The organism is Chryseobacterium sp. FR048 (assembly GCF_056844665.1).
In genome coordinates this window covers 934,157-952,779 of the sequence record NZ_JBXDSE010000002.1, presented here as the reverse complement: position 1 = coordinate 952,779, position 18,623 = coordinate 934,157, and the positions used below count along the sequence as shown (strand labels likewise).

24 protein-coding genes are annotated in these 18,623 nt (G+C 37.0%); 15 read left to right on the top strand and 9 right to left on the bottom strand.

What is annotated here, in order from left to right; translation table 11 throughout:
- Together AC106K_RS09295 and AC106K_RS09290 are read right to left on the bottom strand one after the other, a co-directional pair.
- Positions 1 to 578: transposase (locus AC106K_RS09295; RefSeq protein WP_482444739.1), on the bottom strand; the 578-nt coding region annotated here is incomplete at its 3' end.
- 103 nt (positions 579 to 681) lie between these two features.
- Positions 682 to 930, bottom strand: a complete 249-nt coding sequence (locus AC106K_RS09290; RefSeq protein ID WP_482444738.1) for a helix-turn-helix domain-containing protein — start codon at positions 928 to 930, stop codon at positions 682 to 684.
- A 17-nt stretch (positions 931 to 947) separates the two neighbouring features.
- On the opposite strand from AC106K_RS09290, the gene AC106K_RS09285 reads away from it, so the two are divergent.
- The 4 genes from AC106K_RS09285 (at position 948) to AC106K_RS09270 (ending at position 3,127) form a co-directional block, all read left to right on the top strand.
- Positions 948 to 1,910, top strand: coding sequence for an RHS repeat-associated core domain-containing protein (locus AC106K_RS09285; RefSeq protein ID WP_482444737.1), 963 nt, complete (start codon positions 948 to 950; stop codon positions 1,908 to 1,910).
- A 42-nt stretch (positions 1,911 to 1,952) separates the two neighbouring features.
- Positions 1,953 to 2,171: a hypothetical protein gene (locus AC106K_RS09280; RefSeq protein ID WP_482444736.1), complete on the top strand. Its 219-nt coding sequence runs from the start codon at positions 1,953 to 1,955 to the stop codon at positions 2,169 to 2,171.
- A gap of 1 nt (position 2,172) precedes the next feature.
- Positions 2,173 to 2,421, top strand: a complete 249-nt coding sequence (locus AC106K_RS09275) for a hypothetical protein (RefSeq protein WP_482444735.1) — start codon at positions 2,173 to 2,175, stop codon at positions 2,419 to 2,421.
- A 178-nt stretch (positions 2,422 to 2,599) separates the two neighbouring features.
- Positions 2,600 to 3,127: a hypothetical protein gene (locus AC106K_RS09270; protein WP_482444733.1), complete on the top strand. Its 528-nt coding sequence runs from the start codon at positions 2,600 to 2,602 to the stop codon at positions 3,125 to 3,127.
- Positions 3,128 to 3,204: 77 nt separating this feature from the next.
- On the opposite strand, the gene AC106K_RS09265 is transcribed toward AC106K_RS09270, so the two are convergent.
- On the bottom strand, positions 3,205 to 3,522 hold the full coding sequence (locus tag AC106K_RS09265; RefSeq protein ID WP_482444732.1) for a hypothetical protein: 318 nt from the start codon (positions 3,520 to 3,522) through the stop codon (positions 3,205 to 3,207).
- Positions 3,523 to 3,809: 287 nt separating this feature from the next.
- Here AC106K_RS09265 and AC106K_RS09260 point away from each other — a divergent pair, with 287 nt between their 5' ends.
- Positions 3,810 to 4,484 (top strand): hypothetical protein, encoded by a 675-nt coding sequence (locus AC106K_RS09260; RefSeq protein ID WP_482444731.1) that lies wholly within the window; start codon positions 3,810 to 3,812, stop codon positions 4,482 to 4,484.
- 42 nt (positions 4,485 to 4,526) lie between these two features.
- Here AC106K_RS09260 and AC106K_RS09255 read toward each other — a convergent pair whose 3' ends face one another.
- The 4 genes from AC106K_RS09255 to AC106K_RS09240 form a co-directional block, all read right to left on the bottom strand.
- On the bottom strand, positions 4,527 to 4,946 hold the full coding sequence (locus AC106K_RS09255; RefSeq protein WP_482444729.1) for an EamA family transporter: 420 nt from the start codon (positions 4,944 to 4,946) through the stop codon (positions 4,527 to 4,529).
- Between the two features lie 148 nt (positions 4,947 to 5,094).
- Positions 5,095 to 6,291, bottom strand: coding sequence for a S41 family peptidase (locus AC106K_RS09250; RefSeq protein ID WP_482444728.1), 1,197 nt, complete (start codon positions 6,289 to 6,291; stop codon positions 5,095 to 5,097).
- Between the two features lie 108 nt (positions 6,292 to 6,399).
- The gene (locus tag AC106K_RS09245; RefSeq protein WP_482444726.1) at positions 6,400 to 6,783 is read right to left on the bottom strand and encodes a hypothetical protein; all 384 of its coding nucleotides are present in this window, start codon (positions 6,781 to 6,783) and stop codon (positions 6,400 to 6,402) included.
- The gene (locus tag AC106K_RS09240) at positions 6,780 to 7,823 is read right to left on the bottom strand and encodes an esterase/lipase family protein (RefSeq protein ID WP_482444724.1); all 1,044 of its coding nucleotides are present in this window, start codon (positions 7,821 to 7,823) and stop codon (positions 6,780 to 6,782) included. Before AC106K_RS09240 ends, AC106K_RS09245 begins: the two co-directional genes overlap by 4 nt.
- 504 nt (positions 7,824 to 8,327) lie before the next feature.
- Here AC106K_RS09240 and AC106K_RS09235 point away from each other — a divergent pair.
- Positions 8,328 to 8,969 (top strand): DUF1062 domain-containing protein, encoded by a 642-nt coding sequence (locus AC106K_RS09235; protein ID WP_482444722.1) that lies wholly within the window; start codon positions 8,328 to 8,330, stop codon positions 8,967 to 8,969.
- Positions 8,970 to 9,032: 63 nt separating this feature from the next.
- On the opposite strand, the gene AC106K_RS09230 is transcribed toward AC106K_RS09235, so the two are convergent.
- Positions 9,033 to 9,959 (bottom strand): Dyp-type peroxidase, encoded by a 927-nt coding sequence (locus tag AC106K_RS09230; RefSeq protein WP_482444720.1) that lies wholly within the window; start codon positions 9,957 to 9,959, stop codon positions 9,033 to 9,035.
- Between the two features lie 209 nt (positions 9,960 to 10,168).
- Between AC106K_RS09230 and AC106K_RS09225 the strand changes: the two genes are divergently transcribed.
- The 9 genes from AC106K_RS09225 to AC106K_RS09185 all read left to right on the top strand — a co-directional run bounded on the left by AC106K_RS09225 (position 10,169) and on the right by AC106K_RS09185 (position 17,391).
- Positions 10,169 to 10,918 (top strand): sulfite exporter TauE/SafE family protein, encoded by a 750-nt coding sequence (locus tag AC106K_RS09225; RefSeq protein ID WP_482444718.1) that lies wholly within the window; start codon positions 10,169 to 10,171, stop codon positions 10,916 to 10,918.
- A gap of 15 nt (positions 10,919 to 10,933) precedes the next feature.
- Positions 10,934 to 11,176, top strand: a complete 243-nt coding sequence (moaD, locus tag AC106K_RS09220; RefSeq protein ID WP_482444716.1) for a molybdopterin converting factor subunit 1 — start codon at positions 10,934 to 10,936, stop codon at positions 11,174 to 11,176.
- Positions 11,177 to 11,255: 79 nt separating this feature from the next.
- Positions 11,256 to 11,672, top strand: coding sequence for a molybdenum cofactor biosynthesis protein MoaE (locus AC106K_RS09215; protein ID WP_482444715.1), 417 nt, complete (start codon positions 11,256 to 11,258; stop codon positions 11,670 to 11,672).
- 28 nt (positions 11,673 to 11,700) lie between these two features.
- Entirely contained in the window at positions 11,701 to 12,591 is an 891-nt protein-coding gene (gene fdhD / locus AC106K_RS09210) for a formate dehydrogenase accessory sulfurtransferase FdhD (protein ID WP_482444714.1), read from the top strand.
- Between the two features lie 18 nt (positions 12,592 to 12,609).
- Positions 12,610 to 12,960, top strand: coding sequence for a DUF7009 family protein (locus AC106K_RS09205; protein ID WP_482444712.1), 351 nt, complete (start codon positions 12,610 to 12,612; stop codon positions 12,958 to 12,960).
- A gap of 22 nt (positions 12,961 to 12,982) precedes the next feature.
- Positions 12,983 to 15,376 (top strand): FdhF/YdeP family oxidoreductase, encoded by a 2,394-nt coding sequence (locus AC106K_RS09200; RefSeq protein ID WP_482444710.1) that lies wholly within the window; start codon positions 12,983 to 12,985, stop codon positions 15,374 to 15,376.
- Positions 15,377 to 15,395: 19 nt separating this feature from the next.
- Positions 15,396 to 15,881: a molybdopterin-dependent oxidoreductase gene (locus AC106K_RS09195; RefSeq protein WP_482444708.1), complete on the top strand. Its 486-nt coding sequence runs from the start codon at positions 15,396 to 15,398 to the stop codon at positions 15,879 to 15,881.
- 28 nt (positions 15,882 to 15,909) lie between these two features.
- Complete coding sequence (locus AC106K_RS09190) at positions 15,910 to 16,827, top strand: bestrophin family protein (protein WP_482444706.1); 918 nt, start codon at positions 15,910 to 15,912, stop codon at positions 16,825 to 16,827.
- A gap of 18 nt (positions 16,828 to 16,845) precedes the next feature.
- Positions 16,846 to 17,391 (top strand): DUF488 domain-containing protein, encoded by a 546-nt coding sequence (locus AC106K_RS09185; RefSeq protein WP_482444704.1) that lies wholly within the window; start codon positions 16,846 to 16,848, stop codon positions 17,389 to 17,391.
- 188 nt (positions 17,392 to 17,579) lie between these two features.
- Here AC106K_RS09185 and AC106K_RS09180 read toward each other — a convergent pair whose 3' ends face one another.
- Positions 17,580 to 18,620, bottom strand: coding sequence for a ThiF family adenylyltransferase (locus tag AC106K_RS09180; RefSeq protein WP_482444702.1), 1,041 nt, complete (start codon positions 18,618 to 18,620; stop codon positions 17,580 to 17,582).
- Between the last annotated feature and the right edge of the window lie 3 nt (positions 18,621 to 18,623).

The window sequence follows — 18,623 nt, the reverse complement described above, 5'->3', positions numbered from 1 at the left end:
GTATCTTTCATTTCTTCCCTGGCTATTTCCTGAGTATAGTTCCACAAATCCTCAAGTTGGGACTCTATACGTTCTTTATTCTTTTTGATAGCCTTTCCCCATACAAATGTGTAACGATTGGCATTGGTTTCTATTTTAGTCCCATCTGTAAAGATGGTTTGCAGGCTTACCAGACCTTCTTTCTCCAGATATAATACAATTTGTGCGAAGATCTCTTTGAGTTCTCCTTTTAACCTCTCACTTCTGAAACGGTTCAAAGTATTATGATCAGGACGATTCATGGCGCTTAGCCACATAAAATGAACATTCTCTTTGAGTGCCTGTTCAAGCTTTCTACTCGAATAAATATTACACAAATAGCCATAAACCAATACTTTTAAAAGCATTTTGGGATGATACACCGATGTGCCCCCGGGTTTATAATTACGAAGTAAATTACTGATGTCCAGACCATCTATAACAGCTGAAACAGTTCGTACAGGATGATTATTTTCTATCAGCTCCGACAAATTAGGAGGAAAAAGAAAATTTTGCTTGGGATTATAATCTTTAAAGACTACCTTTGAATTACTTAACACACAGCAAATTAATCAATTTGCAAATATTAGGAAAGCAAAAGCTTTCCTTTTTTTATGCTCAAAAAAAAGACTGCCTCACTTTTGAGACAGCCTCTTTGTTGTTTTATAAGATGCTTTGCAGCTTAGTTTGTTTAAGAAACGCATCCAGGAGAGCGAAGACATGTTGTCTATCGTTCTCTTTTAGTTTTTGGATGTCAAGGATTTTGGTGACAATATTTTTATCCAGTAGAATATCCGTAGAGCCTACGAGATAATCCAGAGATACTTCCAAGGCTTCTGCCAGCTGTGTGGCCATCTCAATAGATGGTTTTACTTCCTCACGCTCATATCTTCCGATGATAGCCCCCTGCAAGTTTTGAGCTTAAATACTTGTACAGAGCAGATGGTACAAAAGTTCGTAAAACATATAAAAGTGGAGGCAACAAAGGAAATACCAAGATAACGACCAACATAACCGATTATCTGGATGGCTTTCAGCATAAATATTCTGAAATAACTGAATGCCTGTGGTGCAGAACCAGTGTAGCTTTTGAAGAGCAGGCTTTTAAAGGAGAGCAGGGTTTTGGTCCGATAAAGCCCCTGGAACCTATTTGGCGTCTGGATTTTGTGCCTACAGCAGAAGGTTTTTACAGTTTCATTGAAAATTGTTATATTTATCAATACAAAGATCATCTTGGCAATACCAGAGTGAACTATGCCAAAAACAGCGCAGGCGCTCTTGAAATAACCGATGCCAATAATTACTACCCATTTGGAATGAACCATATAGGTGGGATTAAAAGCGAGTTGGGAGGATATTTGAATTACAAGTACAACGGAAAGGAGCTCCAGGAGACGGGTATGTATGATTATGGCTGGAGAAGTTACATGCCTGATGTGGGGCGTTGGATGCAGTTAGATCCACTAGTTGAAAATACAGATGATCCTTATGCCTATGTTTATAATAACCCGATAAGTTTAACGGATCCTGATGGAAGAGCTCCAGATGATGGTGGAGATGATGGTGGAGATGATGATTGTTGTAATGAATTTTTTACTGGGGTAAAAGAGGGATTTGTCGGAACATTCAAAGGAATTGGAAATTTCATAACTCATCCTATCGATGGAACAAAAAATGCAATTAACAATTACACTTGGAGTGATTATGGTGATAGTGTGGCTAATTCTATGACATTTGGTATTTATGGAACGGCTAAAACAGCAGGAGCATTGATGCAAGGAGATTCTAAAACAGCAAGGGAAAAGGCAGCAGAAGTTATTATTGTTGTGGCTACAGATGGATTGGGAAGAGGAATTAAAGGTATAAGAAATGCTAAAGATCCTGTTTTATGAAATCAGTTCAAAGCCAAAACGACTTCCCAGGTAAATAATGCAATGGAAAAACAAGTAAACAAAGGGAAATTAGATAAAGTTTATACAGACCCTAAAAGTGGTTCAACTTCTTATAAAAATAAGAAATCTGTTTATTCATATAATGTAGATACTGGAAAATCAGGAAAAAAAGTAGAGCCTGCACATATTGATGTTAACTATCCAAATCCTAAGCCTAAAAACATGCCACCTAAGAAAAAATTACCAACAAAAGAAGATTAATATGATATCATTTATAAATTACCAAGATGTTCCTGAACAATTAGAGGTTATTGTTGATAAACAAGGAATAGATGAATTAATAGAATATTTAAAATTTGTTAAGCAAAGTGAAGATCATATACACTTAACATTAGGAACAGAGTTAAACGAATACCCTGAAAATCTAGAGCTAGGGGTTATAAATGTAAAATCAGTAAGATTAGAATTTTATAAATCGGATATTTTAGATTCCGATGTCAAAGTTTTATAAATTACCTCCTCCCCCAGCTGGCACAAGCGTCACGCTTGTTCCCAATAAAATAAAAGTAATGCCACTGTAAAATTGCAGTGGTTTTTATTTCAATTTAAAAACAACTATATTTATTGGGAGATTAATTTAAAAAAATCGATGAGAATTCCTTTTTTATGCTAACTCCAAAAGCTTAATAATGAAATATTTAATAGTTTTATTTGTATGTATTAATTTTTCCGTGTATGGACAGTGTGCATGTGAAAGATATGAAAAAGGAATTGAGTATATAAAACTGGATTTTACAAATAAAGGTACAGAAAAGTATTATAAAGATCTTTTAAATCCTGGAGCTTATGGAATCTCTATTTACGAAAGTTTTTTTCCTCTATATAAGTCTGATAGTTATTTTAATTGGTTAAATATTGAAAAAACCAGCCCATCTAAAAAAAGTAAATGTTTATCAAAAGTAAATAAAAGAAGATGGGGGAAATTTTGGAAGCCACAAGACTATTATAAAAGCCAAAATATTTTTACAAAGGATAAATTTAAAGGACCATCTCATATAGCCGTTTTTACTAAATTGAGAAATGATTCTTTAAGGGTCGATGTCATATCCAACTCATATCATGGCTTAAAGTATTGTGGTAGCGTTAATAAATATTTATTGATTTTTGATCAACAAGATAGTATTAAAGAAGCTAAAACATGGATAGCTCATTATTAATGTTTGTAATAATTTTTTATAAATAACCCTTTTAGATTAATATAAATAAGTTTCATTTTCAACAAGAAAACGAAACTTTATACTATTTTTTGATAGTTTGATTTAAAAAAGAATAAAGAACATAGAGTAATGGCGATAAATAAACCAAAGCTCGCATATATCCCATGTTGAGAAAAGTTCTGAGATAGCAATACGATTAGTCCTGATAGGAAAGCCAATATCATAAATCCGAGACAGGTAAGAAACACCAATCCATTAGAAAGTTTTACCCCTTTTTCACTGTCAGCAAACTTCCTTATTATTATAATTATAGCTTTACGTCTTTTTAAAGGAAATATTGTGACCAAACTTGCAATACTCCCCAATATCATATAGATTTTTTCAAATAAACTCATAACGTTGTGATATTTTTAAGTTTAAAAGGCTTAAATAAATTTATCAATATTAGCAAATATATAATTTTTGGCTAAAATATCCAGTAATCTAATAAAATCTAGTTGTAAATACAAAAAATTCAGAAAAAACAGAATAATAGAGTATAATCTGTTCGAAGAATCTCGGAAAAATGGGGTCTTAAAATAAAGACAGACATATCCTTTCACTCGAATATCCTATTTTTATACCCGTTTTTAGAAAATAAATTCATTTAACGATACGATTGCTTCCATTATTCATTCAAAATATGCAAAATACTTTTCCCGAAATGAGATCAGAGTCCTACAATCCCCGGTACATTTCCGTATTGAAATGGGGAATTGCGGTGGTGCTTGTAATATGTGCCATTGCCCTGTTGGTTCTGCTTATTGATGATACTTCTTCAGGGATGATTTATTTTTTTCTTTTTCTTATGGTCAGCGTGTTGGCTGGAGTGTTGGTTTATGATGTATTGAGGGGTAAAGATCATGAGGTCAGTTGTTTAATCGTTAATTCGCGAGGAATATTGTTTCTTGATAAGAATGATAAAGTGCTTTTAGAAATGAAGTATCAGGATTTAATGAAAAGTAAAGATCCCTATACAAAAGATATATTTTCTGAGACTTCTGCTGGAAAATCGGATTTCAGAAAGAATCTGTGGGTTCATGAAAGAGGAGAGAATGGAGAGGTTAAAAAGAGAAAAGCAAACTTTGAGGTAATCCCTTTGAAAAACAAATATAGTCTTATCGGGCATTTTTTGAAAGGAGTAACTTTATTCAAGCCGGATCTGAATATTGATGCTGAGGTGTACAAAGATTTCTATCTTGATGAAAAAACATTCCGTTTTATGGCGGGAAACCTTAGAAAAGATATTCTATTAAAGACCGTTATTATAGCGGCTATTATCCTTGTATTGATTTTTATTTTTCCCTTTTTCGAATAATTTGAACCCGTTATTTTAGCTTTGAATTTCTAAAAATGAAAATTATTGATCAAAGATCAGGATGATAGTTCCTGCAATGATCAGTAAAGCACCAATAGCCGTTTTAAAGTTGAGTGTTTCTCCCAGAAATATAACAGACAGTATTATCGTTAAAGCTACACTAAGTTTATCCACCGGAGCCACCTGTGTCACTTTACCCATTTGGAGGGCTTTGAAATAAAAAATCCATGAAAGACCTGTTGCCAATCCGGAAATAACAATATAGATAAGATTGTGGCGGGAAAGGGCAGGGATGCCTTTGTACTCACTTCGGGCAAAAACAATTCCCCAGGCGACCAGCAAGATGATGATACTTCTTATGGCAGTAGCCAGATTGGAGCTGACTCCTGTGATCCCGATTTTGGCGAAAATAGCCGTCAATGAAGCAAAAAATGCTGAAAGAATTGCATATACCCACCACATATTTTAAGTTTTAAAAATGATTGGTTTGAAATACTGAGAAATTCTTTATCTAAGCTACAAAAAAAAGAAAATACAAACAGTGAATAAGACCTTTTATTTCAATGTTTTACTTTTAACTTTCCTCTTCATCATCATCTTCGTACTCATCCTATTTGATTTCCCGTGCTTTTTGAAACGTTTCTTCCATATTTTGGGTCAGGATCCCAGGGACAAAATGCTCTCTCGGAGTCCCGTCAATATGATACAGTCTTTCAGTGGGAAACTGAAATCCGATTTTGGTTTCCGTCAGTTTAAAATTAGAAATAGCTCCCAGAAGCCCTGCCATACGGGTGCCGATAATCTGAGCTCTTTTCATACCATCAAAACCAAGAGCCATTCCTTCCCCCATACTACCGGTCCAATGCCCTACTAAAATATAGACATTTCCTTTGAAAATCTTTTTTCGGGGGCTTACATACTCGGTCCAATGCCTTTTGGTGTCATATGCTTTTTCATCAAACTCATGAGTCTGATAGGGAAGTTGTTTGTCTGTGAATCTGCCCATGATAGCCCTGGCAACAGTAGTATTTCCGCCACCTGGAGTCTCTGTAAGGTCGATGATCAGATTCTTGTACGTCAATAGACTATCAAATGTTTGGTCGAATTCTGTAATAAGTTGACGATTTCCGAGCGAATTGTTGATCTTGATATAAGCCGTATTGGGGTTTAAAACCTTTTTAAAGAGCAGCTGATCACTATTTCCATAGCTGACAGGAGAGAAAACCTGTTCTTTTCCGTTGACAAAAGCTGTGATTTCTCTTTTTACATCATGAGTGCCGGCAAAAAGCATATCAAGGGCATATTGCTGCATTTTTGGGTTGGGTGTATCTGTAAATCTGGGTAAAAACGGCTTCAATTGTGGCCCGATAGGTTTTCCATTGAACTTACTAAGCTCCATTCCGATTTTTAAACCTGCCAGATCAGCACCAAAGCCCTTTCTCAGATCTTTTATAATATATTTACCCTCTGTTTTTTCAACATAGAGATCAGAGCCGGAAGGGACCAGCCTGTTGGAGGTATTTAAATTGGTATTCAGAGAAGAGTGACCATTGTAAAGCTCATTCAATACCTTTTCAAGCAGTTGGATAAACTCCTGTTGATTAGTAATTTTCTCTGATTGCGGTTCATAAATTTCTCTGACCTTATTCCAGTTGATCTGTTGCTGATCCATATAGGCATAATGATCATTGAGGTCTGACCAGAATTCATTAAAATCTTTATGATAGGGATTTTGGGCAAAGCATAAGTTCCCAAAAGATAATAATACGGTTACCAGCAGACGTTGAGTCAGGTTTTTGATTTTCATGGAATCATTAATTGAGCCCAATATATAAAAACAATTCCAGATAAGAGATGTCATTTCCCATTTAATAGTGCAGATCAATTGATCCGTACTGTTTGTTATAAGGTATTGCTAATGAACATTAAAAGTTTGATATAATCCTTCTGGGCCTTCTTCGGGAAGATCATAGGAAAAGCGTACATATATATTTACAAAATTATTAATACGAAATGTCATTCTTCCACCTTGTCCTTGTAGGTTTTCAGAAGATCTTTTGAGTGGGAATCTGGTAATCAGTTTACTATAATGCTCCTGAGCATATTGATCGACCGACTGGGTAATCATTTCAATCAGCCATAAACTAAAGTCACTTGCAGACATCCTGTAATTTGAAGGTATAGGAATACAGTCTCCGTAACATTCTTTGTCTCTTTCTCTTATGCATATTGCAAGATGTTGGGACGGACATTTTATACCACCACCGTCAGGATGGGTACATTTACATTCGTTACTCATGATATATTAGTTTTATTAAATTTATAAATAGGAGGATTACTCCCTGCTTCTTTTTTTACAGTGTATGGTGGTATTGGAGTGATGGATAAATTTCTAAGTTTAAGAAAGAAGTCTTCAACGGTCAGGCTATTTACAGTGTCAGCTCTGAGTTTTGCAGATAGTTCTTCTTCTGTGAAACAGCTGAAATCTATGCTAATATTGAATTTAGCAGCCATTGTTTCTATCAGAAAACCAAATGGGGTATTTTGCACTACAGCTACCACAACCGAGTTAAATGATTGCAAAAGCAAATTTAGCTCATTAATAATTCTATTGAAAACAATATTGTTTTTGCTGTCTTTAATCAGTAAAACAGAAAAATGATTATCCGCAGTATTGATGATACATTCCCCTGGAGTATGAGGCGGAATAGCTGCTCCCCGTGGGACTACAGTATCTTGATTTCCACTTTGATAAATCATTTTAGGTAAATGAGTTAAACGGCCGAATCTCTCATTTAATTGCGTTGTGAAAGCCCCCAATACCTTAAGATCTTTTATCTGTAGGTTTTTTAGTAAAATTTTTGATCCGGGATTCGCAAGAGGAGCACCAATATGAGGGACAGAAAGGGAGATCAATAATTTTATTTTTTGACGGACTTTCTCATCCAGCCATGTCATGGCACTTTTAGCAACCAATCCTCCCATACTATGCGTAATCAGAGTAATAGAATCATATTTTCCAGAGACTTCAGAGATTTCTGTATCTAGCGGTCTTGAGATAGACTCGATTCCTACATTAAACTTTTCTATATCTTCACCAGGCTGGTTTTTTATAAAACCTTTTATTGTACTGCTGATTTTTGAAAACCCACTTACTTCGAAAATCTTTGTACCATAAGTAAACAAAGCAAGGTCAAAGTTTTCCTGGATTAAATCATTCTTAGATAATACCTCCACAAATCTTTCGTTGGTTCCCTTCCAGGTACTTTCATCCCCGTTAAGACCATGGATAAGTATGATCAAATGTTTGTGATGTTCTTCTTGTATACAATATTTCATGGTTGTAGTTATTAATCCAGTTATAAAATTAGCGATATAGAATGGGTATTTTAAGATGTATCTGAATTTCAGAAATGGTAATTATTTAGTTTTTATTCTTTTAAAATTAAGAAAAAATATTTGGTTTTATCAACACTATTATATTTAATGAGAGGCATTGGGGAAAATAAAAACCATGTTGTATTTAAAATTTTCCTACTTTTATCCCAACCAAGTAAAGTATTTGTTTTGAGAACAACTCTTAAACTTATTATAGCTTAATATTAGCCTTCACAAACCATAGGCTAATTATTCTTTCGTTTGGGTAAGTCTACCCGAACAGGTTTTCATTTCATCCTATTATTTTTTCGCATGACCAAGATGGGCAGTTGTCTGCTATTTCTGTTTTGATGGTTTTTACCGATCAGATTGGGAATAAAAGAGGCTTTTCAATAGTTGTATAGACTTGTGTAATGTGTGAATAATAGGTAAAAAATTACTAAAGAATATTAAGCACAAATTATAATGAGTATAGAGTATATATGGGAGGTGAAAACGCAAAATACCCCCCTTTTAAAGAAGAAATGCAACCACTGTGACAGCAACAGATTTCAATGCAGTGACAAATTCAGACTGAATGCCCAAAAAAAGAATATTGATGTCTGGTTAATTTACCGATGTGTAAAATGCAACAACCGATACAATATGACCCTGTTTTCCAGAATCCGGACAGAATCTATCAGTAAGGACATTTTCAATAAACTTTCTGAGAATAATGCAGACCTGGCCTGGGAATATGCATTTTCCTTCGAAACAAGACGGAAAAATAATGCAGAGGCAGATTTAGACAGTGTAGAATATGAAATACAGTTTGATAAGATTCCGGTGGAAGAGATGATTGCTTCTGATGGTGAAATGCTGAACTTCAAAATCAGATGCCTTTTCGAGTTTAACCTCAGATTATCGACAGTGATCAGAACCTGCCTGAACCTTTCATCAGGCAAACTGAACCAATTGATAGAAGCCAACGCTATTTTCGTTCACGAAAAACCTTTACAGAAGAAACATAAAATTCGGGATGGAGATCTTGTGCAGGTACATAAAGATAAACTGAAGAATGTATTGTACAGAGAAGAAATACAGACTGAAGCTATTTTAAGAGAATAAACTGAATTAAAAATGGGCTGCTTTCTTTGAAGCGGCCCATTTATGTTATTGTATAAAATAATTTTATGAAGAAAAATCGTCCAGCATATCAGCAGAAGGCACAAAGAATAAGGTGCCCGTTTGAGCGGTACTGAAATCCAGTATGCGGTCATAATTTCCTGCAGGATCACCGATAAACATATTGGTGAGCATTTTTTCTACCGTACTGAAAGTGCTGGCGTAGCAGATAAAATAAGTTCCCATTTCATTGGTAGAAACATTTCCGAAAGGCATATTGTCCCTCACCACTTTGAAATCATCCCCTACATTGGCTAATGCAATATGGGAGTTTTTAGGCTTTACCTCATCATCCATTTCGATGTCCTGTTCTTTTGATCTTCCGATCACTTTTTCCTGATCTTCTATGGAAAGAGATTTCCAGGCAGTCATATTGTGAAGATACTTTTGTACAAAAAGATAGCTTCCGCCTTCATACTGAGGATCTGTATCGCCGATGATTGCAAAATAATCACGGTCTTTTCCGTGCGGATTCTCCGTACCATCTACAAAACCTAAGATCGATCTGCTGTCCCAATACCGGAATCCCTGAACTTCCACCACAGCATCAGCAATTTCTGTCATAAAATCAGAAATAGTAGAAGACATATCATACGCCAGACTTTTTTCATCAGAACGGATATGAAAATGGAGATCTCCTCTCGTACTTACAGCAGTATGCTTACTGCCTTTTATCTCTTCAAATTTTTTAAATTCTTTAGGAAGTGGAGTAGGCAGTTCCAGTTGTGACCAGGCTTCATATCCAATGCCCATTACACAGCTCGCTTTTGAGTTTGGAAAACGGTCCAGGGCAGAATTATTCAGGTTGGTGACCAAAGCACAGATTCTCTGGAAAACAGATTTTATTTGAGCAGGGTCTGCATTCTGTTTGAAGTTCCAGACCAGAAAATACGTGTTGTTGTTAGGATAGTCGGTAACGTTTTGAGAATTCATATTTTTTTGTGTTTCGTTTACTGGCATTTTTACGATTTCTAATGAATCAAATTTAATAAATGATAATGGGATCACCTCATTTTATTCTTGAGATAAACAATTTATGACATTTTTTTCACAAATCACTGTAGAGACTTTTACATTTTCCGAGCCTAACCAAACTACAAAATGAGTATTATTGTAATGAAATAAACCTTCAATAAAATAATATGGGGCATTGGGAGATTTTTCTGTTCTTTTTGATCATTGCATTTGTCTATTCATCAGTAGGATTTGGTGGGGGCTCCAGTTACCTTGCAGTACTGGCTATGTATAATCTTCCTTATCAGGAAATACGTCTTACGGCCCTTATCTGCAATGTCATTGTGGTAGTGGGTGGGGTTTATATTTATATTAAAAATAAACAGATCGACTGGAAAAAAGTAGTCCCCATTACTTTAGTGAGTGTTCCTATGGCGTATCTGGGAGCAGTATTGAAGATAAGTCAGGAAACCTTCTTTCTGATTTTAGGAGTCACCCTGATCATCGCAGCAGTATTATTATGGATCAGAACAGAGACGAAAAACGAGCAGAAATTATCACAGGAATCCCGGTCTGCAGTATTGGGAAATAGCTTTTTAGGAGGTGGAATTGGTTTTTTATCCGGATTAGTGGGAATTGGAGGCGGAATTTTTCTTTCCCCACTTTTAAATCTGATGAAATGGGATACTCCGAGGAAAATTGCAGCAACTTCCAGTGTTTTTATTTTGGTTAATTCTGTGTCAGGTATTTTTGGACAACTTTCCAAACTATCGGTAGATATGGATTATTTCAGGATTCTAAGCTTATGTATGGCAGTCTTGATCGGCGGACAGATCGGCTCCAGAATGTCTCTGAAATGGAATCCTTTGGTGATTAAAAGAATGACGGCCATCCTTGTTCTGGTAGCCGGAATAAACGTTTTAATGAAATATTGGTAGATTAAAAAAATAGAAATGAAAATTAAAATATTGGCTTTTGGAATAACGAAAGATATTCTTGGAACATCAGAAAAAGAACTGGAAGTCCAGGAAGGGCTGAATGTCATACAACTGAAAGAAATGCTGGAAAAGGACTTTCCACCGCTTGTCAAACTAAAGTCCTATTTCATCGCAGTGAATGAGGAATATGCAGAGGACAATCAGATGATTACAAGTACAGATGAAATAGCCATCATTCCTCCGGTAAGTGGTGGGTAAAAAATAAAAAAACACAAAAAAATTCGTGCATTAGTGGCAAAAAAAATAAAATATTCTGTGGACCCACACCTAAAAAGAAATGACTAATATTAAAATAACAGACCAACCATTAAGTATCAACGAATGCCTTACCCTATCTCAGGATCTGAGCAGTGGAGGAATAGCAACATTTATAGGAACCGTTCGTAACGTCACTCAAAATAAACCTGTAGTCCGCCTGGAATACGAATGTTATGAATCTATGGCAGTTAAAGAAATAAAAAAGATCGTTGATCAGGCTGTAATTAAATTTTCTGTGCGCAATATTGTCGTTCATCACCGTACAGGAATTTTGGTGCCCGGGGATGCTGCGGTAATAATTGTGGTAAGTGACGGACATCGCAATGCCGTTTTTGATGCCTGCCGTTATGTAATCGATACCATAAAACAGACGGTTCCCATATGGAAAAAAGAAATTTTTGAAGATGGTGAAGAATGGGTTTCTGCCCATCCGTAATGAAAGAACGAAAATTCGTATATTTACTATGCCAGATTATTCAGATATGAAAACCAATACCTTAGAAAACAAATCTGTACAGAAAATAGAAATTGTCAAGGTAAAAGGAAACGAGAGCTTCCCTTACACTGATGATCTTTCTGTAGAAGAGCCGCTGGAGATCAGGATTTCTTATGGTTCAAATGAACATAGGGAAAGTAAAAATATATCCGTTACTATGAGAACTCCCGGTAATGATAAGGAGTTGGCAGCAGGTTTTCTATTCACAGAAGGGATCATTTCCAGTTATGACCAAATACAAAATATCGGTCATTCCCAGGCAGAATGCTCCAGAAACAGAGATAATATTATCGAAGTAGAATTGGCTGAGGATTTTGTACCCCAACTCAAAAATGCCGACAGAAACTTTTATACAACATCCAGCTGTGGCGTCTGCGGAAAAGGGTCTATTGAATCCATAAAAACCGTAAGTGCTTTTCAACATATCGACCGGGAGCAGCATACATTATCATTTGAAATTTTATACCGTTTATCTGGAAATTTGCAGTCTTTTCAAAACAACTTCAGTGCTACAGGAGGTATTCATGCTTCCGGGATCTTCGATTTTGAAGGTCAATTGCTGGCTTTACGGGAGGATGTAGGAAGACACAATGCACTGGATAAACTGATCGGACATGCTTTATTCACAGGGCAGCTCCCTCTGAAAGATAAGATTTTGGTGCTCAGTGGAAGGGCCAGTTTTGAACTTATTCAGAAAGCAGCAATGGCTGGAATTTCAGTGGTAGCAGCAATAGGAGCACCATCCAGCCTGGCGGTAGATCTGGCAAAAGAATTTGATATGACCTTATTGGGATTTCTTCGGGATAACCGTTTTAATATCTACAATGAGAGCAGCTTCCACAGAATAATTGAAAAATAATAAAAACAGGCATAAAAAATGAAAATAAGAATAAAAGACAACTCCATCAGATTCCGTTTAACCCAGTCGGAGGTTTCAGAATTAGGAAAAAACGGCATCGTTTCCAGCTTCACTGAATTTGTAGACAGACCTTTCATCTATGCTATTGAGAAAACCAATGATAAAGTTCTTTCTGCAGCCTTCATTGAAAATAAAATTGTCATGAAAATGCCGGAAGAAATGGTGGCAGAACTGGTTTCTACAGATATTGTAGGATTCGACGGGCAGGTAGGTCTTGTGAAGCTTTTGGTGGAAAAAGATTTTGTATGCATAGATAATACAATGGAAGACCAAAGCGATAACTATCCGAATCCCAATCTTAAATGTTGATCACTTTACAAAATAAAAGGCTATGGAAGAACATAACAAAAAGAAAGTAGAAAAAGAAATCCGCAGAGAACCGAATGCTGAGAATCCTTTTACTTTACTTGACCTTAAGCTGACACACGTTGAAAAAGCCGCCGCAGGAGTGCCTGCAGTGATGGCTGCTTTTAGTGATTTATTTGAAGAAAAGACTCCTGTCCGGGGAATGAGAGCCCTGTTCAAAATGAATCAGATGGGTGGTTTCGATTGCCCGAGCTGTGCATGGCCGGATCCCGATGACGAGCGCTCCGTTCTCGGTGAATACTGCGAAAATGGAGCCAAAGCACTTGCAGAAGAGGCAACCACCAAAAGAGTGACCCCAGAGTTTTTCAAACAAAATTCGGTGTATGACCTCGCTAAGCTGGATGATTATCAGATTGGAAAAATGGGGCGGCTTACCGATCCTATGTATCTGGCTCCGGGAGCTACTCATTATGAACCGATCAGCTGGGATAATGCCTTTAAAAAAATAGCAGAACATTTCAATGCACTGGAATCTCCGGATGAAGCCGCTTTTTATACTTCAGGACGAACCAGTAATGAAGCCTCGTTTGTATATCAGTTGTTTGCCAAAGAATTCGGGACCAATAATATGCCCGACTGTTCCAATATGTGCCATGAAACTTCTGGCTCTGCTTTACGTCCAACCATTGGAATAGGAAAGGGTACGGTAACCCTGGAAGATTTCTATGACGCAGAAGTCATTATAATCATCGGACAAAACCCGGGAACCAATGCACCAAGAATGATGAGTGCTTTGGCGAAAGGCAAAAAGAACGGTGCTAAAATTATTGCCATTAATCCATTACCGGAAGCTGGTTTGATGGGATTTATCAACCCTCAGAGTGTGAAGGAAATTCTCACAGGCGGTGTGCAGCTGGCAGATCTTTATTTACCTGTAAAGATCAATGGGGATATGGCTTTATTAAAGGCACTGGAACTCCTTTTAATTGAATTTGAAAATAAAAATCCGGGTAAAGTCTTTGATCAAGATTTTATTAAAGATAAAACGGTAGGGTACGAAGACTTTATGAAACAGTTTGATCATTATAAACTGGATGAGCTGGCAGACCTTTCCGGAGTGGCTAAAGAAGCACTTTATCAGGCTGCAGAAATGATCGCATTCAAAAAACGTATCATTATCAGTTGGGGAATGGGACTTACCCAGCAGCCTAACGGGGTGGATATGATCAGAGAGATCCTGAATATTCTTTTACTTAAAGGAAGTATAGGTAAGCCAGGAGCCGGAGTTTGCCCGGTACGTGGTCATAGCAATGTTCAGGGGAACAGAACCATGATGATTGATGAAAAACCTACAGAAGAACAGCTTGATCGTCTTGAAAATTTCTATGGTTTCAAAGTTCCCCGCAAACATGGATATGATGTGGTACGTGCTATAAAAGCTATCCACGAAGAAAAAATAAAAGTAATGTTTTGTATGGGCGGGAATTTTATCTCTGCAACTCCAGACACTACTTATACGGCAAATGCATTAAGGAAGCTGAATCTATTGGTATGTGTTTCCACAAAGCTGAACAGAGGACATCTTGTTCATGGGAAAGAAGCCTTGATTCTCCCAACTTATGGACGTAGTGATAAAGACATTGTCAATGGCGAAATACAGATCATTACGACAGAAAATTCAATGGGGGTGGTCCAGAGTTCAAAAGGAATGCTGGATGCCGTTTCAGATAATCTGATTAACGAAACTCAGATCGTATGCCGTATGGCTATGGCAACGTTGGGAGACCGTTCCGTAGTGAATTGGCAGCGTTTCCATGACAGTTATGATGCCGTAAGAGATGATATTGAACAATGTATTCCCGGTTTTACAGATTATAACGTCCGTGCCCGGCAGAAAGGAGGATTTTATCTTCCCAATGCAGCAAGAGACGAGCAAAGCTTTTCAAAAGAACTTGGCGGACGTGCTCCGTTTACATTAACGGAAATACCAGATAATACGCTTGCTTCCGATGAATATATGATGGCAACAACCCGTACTCACGACCAGTTTAATACCACTATTTATGGATTAGATGACCGTTACCGTGGAATTAAAAATGAACGCCGGGTTATATTTATGAATCAGAAAGATATTGATAAAGCCGGATTTAAAGCCGGAGATAAAGTAGATCTGTACAATTATGACGATGGTATTGAAAGAGTAGCCCCTTTGTTTATCATTGTTTCCTATCAGATCCCGGAAAAAAATACAGTCACCTATTTCCCGGAAACTAATGTTTTGGTATCCGTCAACAACGTGGTGAAGGAAAGCAATATGCCGGCTTCCAAATATGTGAAAATAAAAATTAAAAAACATGATCCCGAAGTCTATAAAAAAGTAGATGAAATGCTATATAAGGGAGCCATTCAAAGACCATAATTTATTCTTATATTGTTCTATGAAAAAAATACTGCCTGTAACCCTTTTGCTGATTTCCGGCTGGGCGTTCTGTCAATCCGGATTTAAACTTAAAGTAAGTGGGGAAGTTCCCAATCCTTTAGAGCTGAGTCTGACCGATTTATCAAAGATGCCAAGAAAAGAAGCCTCATTGAAGGATAAAGATGGAAGTATTCATATTTATAAGGGAGTCTCTGTTCAGGATATTCTTGCAAAAGCAGGAGCTCCGTCCGGTAAAGAACTTCATGGAGAGAATATGTCAAAATATTTGCTGGCAAAATGTACAGACGGGTATCAGGTTTTGTTTTCTTTAGCAGAGCTGGATGTTTCTATTGCAGATAAAAATGTCATTGTTGCAGATACTGTAGATGGGAAACCTCTGTCTGAATCGAAAGGTCCGCTCCGTATTGTGGCTGAAGGCGAGAAAAAGCCTGCGCGCAGTTCCTATCAGCTGGAATCTTTAGTGATAGGCCAGATCAGGAAATAAATTGTAACATAAAAGCTTTTCATAAAGTATGATTATAAGGAAGAAGGAACATTGGTTTAAAATGCTTTTTGTCTGGCATGGCTCAGTATTACCCGGACTGCTGCCACGTCTTCTCTTGCTTTTTGTTTTGTCACTGGGGGTAGTATACCTGCGAGGTGTTATTTTTTCCTTTAAAATTCCGCTTAATCCGGCACCGCTGACTTTATTTGGTTTTGTACTCGCCCTGTTTCTGGGGTTCCGGAATAATGCCAGTTATGACAGGTTTTGGGAAGGCCGTAAATTATGGGGAGCTTTGTTGAATACCGCACGGTCATTGACCCGACAGGCTTTAACCTTAAAAAATGTAAAAGAAAGCAATGTTTCTGCCACTGAATTTATTCAATTGCTGGGAGCCTTTATTTTTGCATTAAAACATCAGCTGAGAGGTACAGATGCTTATGATGATTTAAAACAAAGACTTAATGAAGATCAGTTAAAAACAGTTGTCGCAGCAAAATATAAACCAGCGGTCATTATGAGGTTATTGGGCGAATGGGTACAAAAAGCGAAAGATGAAGGCTGCATAGATTCCATCCAACAGGCCCGTTTTGATGAAAATTTTGATAAATTATCAGATATTCTAGGAGGATGTGAAAGAATTATTTCCACACCGCTTCCTTACAGCTATCGTGTTTTACTGCATCGTACCGTTTATATTTATTGTTTCCTTTTACCTTTTGGATTGGTAGATTCGCTGAGGTGGTTTACACCGCTTATTGTCGTATTTGTTGCCTATACCTTTGTGGCATTTGAAGCAATTGCAGACGAGATTGAAGAACCGTTTGGTACAGAAGCCAATGATCTGGCTCTGAACACGATGTCTGTGATGATTGATGAAACCATTCATGAAATGGCAGGAGAGAACATTGCTGAATCTCAGAAAGTAAAACAGACGATTATAGACTGATAATATCATAATTAACGTATGGAGTCTTTGGAAAAACCGGTTATTTATACCATTGGACATTCTACTCATTCTCTGGAAGAATTTCTGGAAATGCTGAAATCATTTAAGATTGAAGTTCTTGCTGATGTACGGCGGTTTGTAGGCTCAAAGAGGTATCCGTGGTTCAGTAAAGAAAATCTGGAAAAGATATTGCCGGAAAATCATATAGAATACATTCATTTCGAAACATTGGGAGGACGGAGAAAAGTTCAGCCCAACTCTGTCAATAGCCGATGGAGAAACGAGTCCTTCCGTGGGTACGCTGATTATATGCAGACAGAAGAATTTACCAAGGCTGTTGAAAAACTCGAAAGTATTGCGATGAAAAAGACCACTGCTTTTATGTGCTCAGAAGCCGTATGGTGGAGCTGCCACAGATCCATGATTTCTGATGATCTTAAAGTAAAAGGATGGGATGTGGAGCATATTATGAGTAAAAGTAAAATGGAAGAGCACCCTTACACAGCACCTGCAAGGATTAGCAATGGGAAGGTTTTCTATTCAGATGCCAGTTTATTTGATTGATAATTTTTTTGACACTTTAGTTATTATAAGTAACAAGCTTTCTGAATATTAAAGTACACTTTAGTTTTTGAAAATGTTTGGTTTTCCTCTTATGTGTTCTTCTCACCAGTATCATTGTAAAACTCCTAAAGTGAACTTAAGTGTTAAAAAAATGGCTTCATAGAATCTCAGGTCTGTTGTTAAAAAAGTTATCGTCGTATTTCACTGATTCCGTTTTTCAGAGAAAATACTTCCTTCTCAGGAAATTTATTTTTAATTCTTCTGACCGCTTCCATACTTCGTTTACCGGATTGGCAGTACACCACTATAGGATTTGAAACCAAAGAAATAAAAGGGTAGTGATCCTCCAGTTCATCCAATTGGATATTTTTTCCGCCAATATTAAAACGTACGTGTTCCTCTTTTGTACGGACATCTATCATTTCAAAATTGATCTGATTCCGTTCAAAATCTTCAAAATTGATGAGTGGAATAGTCTGAGGGAGATCCGTAATCTGCACCGAAGTTTTTTTGAGCTTGATAATCTGTGTCTTGCCACTCATTAAGTTCATCATCCAAAGCTTACCTGCTAAAGTTTCTTCAGATCCGATGAGGTATTTTATAGCTTCATTGGCCTGCATACAACCCACGATTCCAGCGAGAGTAGGGACCACGCCGCCTTCTCTGCAGTTAGGAACCTGAGATTCTTCAGCATTGGGGAAAACATCACGGTAATTAGGAGAATAGCTGCCGTCTTTTTGTAATATATTCCAGATGCTTACCTGGCCTTCATGTTGATAGATGGCACCATAAACGAGAGGTTTCCCGGCTAATACACAGGCATCATTCAGAAGACATTTGGTCTCAAAATTATCCGTTCCTTCAATGATCAGATCAAATTCCGAGATCAGTTCCATCACATTAGACGAACTAATTCTTACCCGATAGGGAATGACAGTAACAGAAGGATTCTGCTGTTGTAATTTTTTTGTAGCAATATCCACTTTATAGGCACCCAAGTCATCAGGGCTGTATAGGATTTGGCGATGAAGATTACTTTCAGAAACAATATCATCATCTGCAATACCAATAGTACCTACACCGGAAGAGGCAAGGTATTGGGCAGCAGGACATCCGAGACCTCCCATTCCTACAATAAGAACTTTAGCATTACTAAGCAGTTCCTGAGACGCAATACCAAATCCTGGCAAAGCAATCTGACACTGATAACGTTCAAATGATGTATTCATAAT

Coding starts and splice junctions, on each gene's coding strand:
- AC106K_RS09280 (WP_482444736.1), top strand. CDS start 1,953: ATGGAAAAACAAGTAAACAAAGGGAAATTAGATAAAGTTTATACAGAC.
- AC106K_RS09275 (WP_482444735.1), top strand. CDS start 2,173: ATGATATCATTTATAAATTACCAAGATGTTCCTGAACAATTAGAGGTT.
- AC106K_RS09270 (WP_482444733.1), top strand. CDS start 2,600: ATGAAATATTTAATAGTTTTATTTGTATGTATTAATTTTTCCGTGTAT.
- AC106K_RS09265 (WP_482444732.1), bottom strand. CDS start 3,522: ATGAGTTTATTTGAAAAAATCTATATGATATTGGGGAGTATTGCAAGT.
- AC106K_RS09260 (WP_482444731.1), top strand. CDS start 3,810: ATGCAAAATACTTTTCCCGAAATGAGATCAGAGTCCTACAATCCCCGG.
- AC106K_RS09255 (WP_482444729.1), bottom strand. CDS start 4,946: ATGTGGTGGGTATATGCAATTCTTTCAGCATTTTTTGCTTCATTGACG.
- AC106K_RS09250 (WP_482444728.1), bottom strand. CDS start 6,291: ATGAAAATCAAAAACCTGACTCAACGTCTGCTGGTAACCGTATTATTA.
- AC106K_RS09245 (WP_482444726.1), bottom strand. CDS start 6,783: ATGAGTAACGAATGTAAATGTACCCATCCTGACGGTGGTGGTATAAAA.
- AC106K_RS09240 (WP_482444724.1), bottom strand. CDS start 7,823: ATGAAATATTGTATACAAGAAGAACATCACAAACATTTGATCATACTT.
- AC106K_RS09235 (WP_482444722.1), top strand. CDS start 8,328: ATGAGTATAGAGTATATATGGGAGGTGAAAACGCAAAATACCCCCCTT.
- AC106K_RS09230 (WP_482444720.1), bottom strand. CDS start 9,959: ATGAATTCTCAAAACGTTACCGACTATCCTAACAACAACACGTATTTT.
- AC106K_RS09225 (WP_482444718.1), top strand. CDS start 10,169: ATGGGGCATTGGGAGATTTTTCTGTTCTTTTTGATCATTGCATTTGTC.
- moaD (WP_482444716.1), top strand. CDS start 10,934: ATGAAAATTAAAATATTGGCTTTTGGAATAACGAAAGATATTCTTGGA.
- AC106K_RS09215 (WP_482444715.1), top strand. CDS start 11,256: ATGACTAATATTAAAATAACAGACCAACCATTAAGTATCAACGAATGC.
- fdhD (WP_482444714.1), top strand. CDS start 11,701: ATGCCAGATTATTCAGATATGAAAACCAATACCTTAGAAAACAAATCT.
- AC106K_RS09205 (WP_482444712.1), top strand. CDS start 12,610: ATGAAAATAAGAATAAAAGACAACTCCATCAGATTCCGTTTAACCCAG.
- AC106K_RS09200 (WP_482444710.1), top strand. CDS start 12,983: ATGGAAGAACATAACAAAAAGAAAGTAGAAAAAGAAATCCGCAGAGAA.
- AC106K_RS09195 (WP_482444708.1), top strand. CDS start 15,396: ATGAAAAAAATACTGCCTGTAACCCTTTTGCTGATTTCCGGCTGGGCG.
- AC106K_RS09190 (WP_482444706.1), top strand. CDS start 15,910: ATGATTATAAGGAAGAAGGAACATTGGTTTAAAATGCTTTTTGTCTGG.
- AC106K_RS09185 (WP_482444704.1), top strand. CDS start 16,846: ATGGAGTCTTTGGAAAAACCGGTTATTTATACCATTGGACATTCTACT.
- AC106K_RS09180 (WP_482444702.1), bottom strand. CDS start 18,620: ATGAATACATCATTTGAACGTTATCAGTGTCAGATTGCTTTGCCAGGA.